5 protein-coding genes are annotated in these 5,048 nt (G+C 71.5%); 3 read left to right on the top strand and 2 right to left on the bottom strand.

Translation table 11 applies throughout. The features are described from left to right. Positions 1-492: 492 nt before the first annotated feature. Both ACFFNX_RS43915 and ACFFNX_RS43910 read right to left on the bottom strand, forming a co-directional pair. Positions 493-726: a hypothetical protein gene (locus ACFFNX_RS43915; RefSeq protein WP_378212189.1), complete on the bottom strand. Its 234-nt coding sequence runs from the start codon at positions 724-726 to the stop codon at positions 493-495. Between the two features lie 245 nt (positions 727-971). Next, a complete protein-coding gene (locus tag ACFFNX_RS43910; RefSeq protein ID WP_378212187.1) occupies positions 972-1,880 on the bottom strand; it encodes an intradiol ring-cleavage dioxygenase in 909 nt (302 codons plus the stop codon). Positions 1,881-1,980: 100 nt separating this feature from the next. Between ACFFNX_RS43910 and ACFFNX_RS43905 the strand changes: the two genes are divergently transcribed. The 3 genes from ACFFNX_RS43905 to ACFFNX_RS43895 form a co-directional block, all read left to right on the top strand. Continuing rightward, on the top strand, positions 1,981-2,781 hold the full coding sequence (locus ACFFNX_RS43905) for a class I SAM-dependent methyltransferase (RefSeq protein WP_378212186.1): 801 nt from the start codon (positions 1,981-1,983) through the stop codon (positions 2,779-2,781). Between the two features lie 195 nt (positions 2,782-2,976). Beyond that, positions 2,977-3,816 (top strand): alkaline phosphatase family protein, encoded by an 840-nt coding sequence (locus tag ACFFNX_RS43900; protein WP_378212185.1) that lies wholly within the window; start codon positions 2,977-2,979, stop codon positions 3,814-3,816. A gap of 4 nt (positions 3,817-3,820) precedes the next feature. Further along, the coding region (locus tag ACFFNX_RS43895) for an MFS transporter (protein WP_378212184.1) at positions 3,821-5,048 on the top strand (1,228 nt) is incomplete at its 3' end.

The raw sequence follows: 5,048 nt of genomic DNA, 5'->3' as shown, positions 1-5,048 counted from the left end.
TGATCGCGGCGGACGCGATCAGCAGGAGGTGGGCGGGCGCGCGACGGCGCGCCGGGGGGCGGAGGGTGGGGCGCACGTGGCGTCTCCCCTTCTGGGGGTAGGGAGGTGTGACACACGGCGACGGCGGTGGCGGCCACCGATGCCGTGCTTCCTGAGAGCGCTCTCAGGCCGACGGTGGACGCCATTCCGACTCCCGTCAAGAGAGTCAGGACGTAACATTTCGGTAACAGCGGCTTCGCCTCCTACCCCGCCAACGCCGGACATATGCCCTGGCCAGGGTATTTGTTGTTCCGCACCCCATTACTCGGCGGAAACGCGACGGAAATATTTTCGCGCCTCGCCGCCGCGCCGCGCGAGTGTCAAGGCCGGTACGGACCCGGCTCCCCCGCGCGGGCGGCGAACGGCGGCCCGGACACGGGTGGTCGGGGTCTCGGGCCCGGCCACGAGACCCCGCTGGTCCACCGGCGGATCACCGATCGCGTGTTCCGACGGTCAGCAGCAGCAACAGCAGCAGCTCGACCAGTAGTAATCGTAGGTGTAATAGGTATAGCCGCCGTGCCTCCAGCGCCGGTGCCTGTCGACGATCGAGTAGCTCGTGACGGCGTGCCGCGGTGCGATGCTCGCGGTCTGCGCGCTCGCCGGCGTCGCAGCGCCGAGAGTCGCCACCGTCGCTCCCGCGAAGGCCAGGCTGGAAACCGCTATTCCGATATGCCGTGAGATTCTCACCAAAGCCACCTCCTTTGGTCGGCTTATGCGTGACAACGCTCCGGTCACGCCATCGCCTCATAAAGGCGTGCATTGCTCTGACTTATCTGACTATGACATCGTTAATCAGCAGGTAACAACGGCTCCGGCACCGGCACACGTCAATCTTGACGGTTACTTCGCGTGTCCTTTGCGGCCCAATGTCCGGGGTGGTGGATTGGTATGCGGTGATCTATGGCCGCTTGACTCCCGGCGGCATCCGCGATTTACGCGCCGGAGGCCGGTTGCTCCACGGCGCGCAGGAGGACGACGTCGAACTCGACCTCGCGGAACCGGTCCGGCAGTCCCAGCTCGGCGGCGCGCACCGGGTCCTCCACCACGGCGAAGTCGCGAACGAGGTCCGGCTTGACCCCGAAGACCGCGTCGGAGTCCAGGTACGGGCTGTCGGCGGCGAACACGTGCGTGGTCACCGGCGCGTACCCCGCGGCCTGCACGAGGAAGTGGATGTGGGCGGGCCGGTAGGGGTGGCGGCCGGTGGCCTCGAGCAGCGCGCCGACCGGGCCGTCGTCGGGGATCGGGTAGTAGCGGGGCATCACGGTGCGGAACCAGAACCGTCCGTCGGCACGCGTCGTGAACAGGCCGCGTAGGTTCGACGGCGGGACCTCGCCGGGCCGCTGCACGTCGTAGTAACCGTCCGCGTCGGCCTGCCAGACGTCGACCGTGGCTCCGCCGACCGGTTCGCCGTCCGGCCCGGTGACGCGCCCGGTGACCAGGCAGGGCTCGCCCCGGTGGTCGAGGGAGATGTTCGCGCCGAGGGGCCGCGGCGGGGACTCCACGACGTGGAAGGGGCCGAGGACGGTCGACTCGGTCGCGACGCCCGCGGCCCGGTGGTTGATGGTCTCGACCAGCATCGAGACGCCCAGGACGTCGGAGAGCAGCACGAACTCCTGGCGCACGTCGTCGCACTTGTGCCCGGTCGCGGTGAGGAAGGCGATCGCGGCGTTCCACTCGTCCTCGGTCGGCTCGACGTCCTTGACGAAGTCGTGCAGATGCCGGACGAGCGAGCCCAGCACCTGCCGCAGCCGGGGGTCGCGGGTGCCCTCCAGGCTCGCCTCCACGACCTCGGCCGAACGCTCCTCGCTGAACAGCTCCCGCCGGTCCGCTCCCGAAGTCATGCCGGCCTCCCGTCGTCGCGATGAGCCGATCCTGACACGGCCGCGGACGCGGAGCACCCGAGACGCGCAGCGGATGTCACGGTGTCGGTACGCTCCCCACATGACGGACTTCGACACCTACGAACGCGACCTGTGGGCCGGGCGGGCCGGCGTGTACGAGACCGGTTTCGCCCGGCTGACCGCGCACGCCGTCGGCCCGCTCCTGGACGCCGCGCGGATCGGAGCGGGGTCCCGGGTGCTCGACCTGGGCACCGGGCCGGGGATCGTGGCGGCCGAGGCCGCTCGCCGGGGCGCGAAGGTGTCGGCCGTGGACGCCGATCCGCTGATGGCGGAGACCGCCGCGCGCAACGTGCCCGGCGCCGACGTACGGGTGGCGGTCCTGCCCGCGCTGCCGCACGAGGACGAGACGTTCGACGCTGTGGTGGGCAACTTCGTCATCAACCATGTCGGCGATCCCGTGGCGACGCTCGCGGAGCTGCGCCGGGTGCTGCGCCCGGGCGGCCGCCTCGCCCTGACGTGCTGGACGATGCCGGGCAGCGGGGTCCTGGCCGTCGTGCGCGACGCCATGGAGGAGGTCGGCGTCCCCTGGCCGGACGACGTGCCGCTGGGCCCGTTCATGACGTACGGCCGGCCCGACACGTTCGCGGCCCTGGTCGGCGGCGCGTTCCGCGAGGCCCGGGTGGAGAGCCTGGACTGGGACTTCACGTTCGATCCGGGCGAGTGGTGGGAGAACGGCGCGATGTCCAGGGTCGGCTCGAACGCCGTCGTCCTGCTCCGGCAGGACTCGCCGACCATCGCCCGGGTCAAGGAGGTCTACGACCGGCGGCTGGCAGAGTACGCCACCGGTGACGGGTCGGTGTCGGTTCCCGCGCACGCGCTGCTCGCCCACGGCACACGGTGACCGGGGGCCGCGGACCCCTCCCTGACAGCGAGGTTCGCCGACTGTTCGCGCCGTATTAACCAGCGCGGGCTTCATCCGCCCGTCCGGGGCATTCACACTCTGGCGGGGCGCCGCCCCAGGGCCCCACCCGTTTCCCCGGAGGTCCATGTGTTCCCACGCGCCGGAAGACCGGCTCGACGCACCCTCGCCGCCCTGGTGTCCGCCGTCGGCCTCGCGGCCGCCGCGGCCGGACTCTGGGCCGGGATCGACGGCACGGCGAACGCCGCCGGCAGTGTCCCGACCCCCGACCACACCGTCGTCGTGATGATGGAGAACCACGCGTACAGCCAGGTCATCGGCAGCTCCAGCGCGCCCTACATCAACTCCCTCAAGACCGGCGGCGCGAACCTCACCGCCTCGTACGCCATCACGCACCCCAGCCAGCCCAACTACTTCGCGATCTTCTCCGGATCGACACAGGGCATCACGGACGACGGTTGCTACACCCCCGGGTTCAGCTCCGCGCCCAACCTCGCCTCGGAACTGGCCGCGGCCGGTGAGTCGTGGGCCAGCTACAACGAGACGCTCCCCGGCCAGGGCTCGACCACGTGCAGCAGCGGCAGGTACGCCCGCAAGCACAACCCGTGGTTCGGCTTCGGCAACGTCCCGACCTCGACCGCCCGGACGTTCGCGCAGTTCCCGGCCGACTACACGACCCTGCCCAAGGTCTCCTTCGTCACCCCGAACCTGTGCAGCGACATGCACGACTGCTCGGTCCCGACCGGTGACACGTGGCTGCAGAACAACCTCGGCGCGTACGCGACCTGGGCCAAGACGCACAACAGCGTCCTCATCGTGACGTTCGACGAGGACAACAGCCTGAGCGGCAACAAGATCCCCACCGTGCTCTACGGGCAGCCCGTCAAGGCGGGCAGCAGCACCTCCACCAAGTACACCCACTACAACGTCCTCCGCACGATCGAGGACATGTACGGCACGTCGCACGCCGGGAACGCCGCCTCCGCGGCCGACATCACCGGCATCTGGGCGAGCTGACCGGATGTACGTCGCGGACGGCCGCGGCGTGGCCGGGGCCCGGGACGCAGCGCGTCCCGGGCCGCGCGCCGGCGCCATCGCCCCCACGGTCTTCGCCCTCGGCGCCGTCAGCCTGATCACCGACATCTCCTCGGAGATGATCACGGCGGTGCTGCCGTTGTACCTCGTCGCCGGGCTCGGGCTCTCACCGCTCGGCTTCGGTGTCCTCGACGGCGTCTACAACGGCTTCAGCGCCGTCGTGCGGCTCGTCGGGGGCCACCTCGCCGACCGCCGCGCCGGGCACAAGGCGGTCGCCGTCGTCGGGTGGTACGGCCTGTCGGCCCTGTGCAAGCCGCTCCTGCTCGTCGCGCACACCCTGCCCGTGATCGGCGCGGTGCTGGCCGCCGACCGTACGGGCAAGGGCCTGCGAACGGCGCCGCGCGACGCCATGATCTCCCTGGCCTCCACGCCCGAGACCCACGGCCGCGCGTTCGGCGTGCACCGCGCGATGGACACCGCCGGTGCGCTGCTGGGCCCGCTCGTGGCGTTCGCGATCCTGCGGCAGGCCGCCGAGGGGTACGACGCGGTGTTCACCGTGAGCACCTGCGTGGCCGTGACCGGTGTGCTGGTCCTGCTGCTGTTCGTGCCGGGGCGGTCCGCGCGCGACACGGAGGCGCCGGGCGCCGCGCGGGTGTCGCTGCGCGCCGCTCTCGCGCTGCTCCGGCGCCGTGACCTGCGGCGTCTGACGATCTGCGCGCTGCTGCTCGGGCTCGCCACGGTCAGCGACTCGTTCGTCTACCTGGTGCTGCAACGCCGGTTCGCGATACCGGTGCAGTGGTTCGCGCTGCTGCCCCTGGGCACGGCCGCGGCGTTCCTGGCCCTCACCGTGCCGCTCGGCCGGTTCGCGGACCGGTTCGGCCGCTGGCGGGNGGCGGGTGTTCCTCGGCGGGCACGTGCTCCTGCTCGGTGCGTACGGGCTGCTGCTCACGCCGTGGCACTTCGCCGCGATGCCGTACGTCGTGCTGGCCCTGCACGGCACGTTCTACGCGGCGACCGACGGCGTGCTGATGGCCGCGGCGGCCACCACCGTGCCCTCCCGGCTGCGCTCCAGCGGCCTGGCCCTCGTGCAGACGGGTCAGGCGGCGGCGCGGTTCGCCTGCTCCCTGGCGTTCGGCGCGGCGTGGACGGCGTGGGGCGACCACACCGCGCTGACGGCCACCGCGCTCGCGCTCGCGGTCTGCGTCGGCGTCACC

Source organism: Actinoallomurus acaciae, assembly GCF_042429965.1.
Classification (GTDB): domain Bacteria; phylum Actinomycetota; class Actinomycetes; order Streptosporangiales; family Streptosporangiaceae; genus Actinoallomurus; species Actinoallomurus acaciae.
The sequence above is the reverse complement of the archived record's forward strand: the minus strand, read 5'-3'. Positions and strand labels throughout refer to the sequence as shown.